The organism is Pseudomonas sp. 30_B (genome assembly GCF_017491605.1).
Taxonomy (GTDB): domain Bacteria; phylum Pseudomonadota; class Gammaproteobacteria; order Pseudomonadales; family Pseudomonadaceae; genus Pseudomonas.
In genome coordinates this window covers 1-240 of record NZ_JAFGYY010000528.1, presented here as the reverse complement: position 1 = coordinate 240, position 240 = coordinate 1, and the positions used below count along the sequence as shown (strand labels likewise).

Annotated in this window: 1 pseudogene; it reads left to right on the top strand. The window is 62.1% G+C overall.

What is annotated here, in order from left to right:
- Nucleotides 1–240: pseudogene (locus tag J5M67_RS29345) on the top strand (arylsulfatase); the annotation flags it as partial.

The window sequence follows — 240 nt, the reverse complement described above, 5'->3', positions numbered from 1 at the left end:
TCGGCAAGAACCACCTGGGCGACCGCGACGAATACCTGCCGACCAATCACGGCTTCGACGAGTTCTTCGGCAACCTCTACCACCTCAATGCCGAGGAAGAGCCGGAACGCCCCTACTGGCCGAAGGATCCGCAAAGCCCCTACGTCCAGCACTTCTCCCCGCGCGGGGTGATCCATTCCTTCGCCGACGGCAAGATCGAGGACACCGGTGCGCTGACCAAGAAGCGCATGGAAACCATCG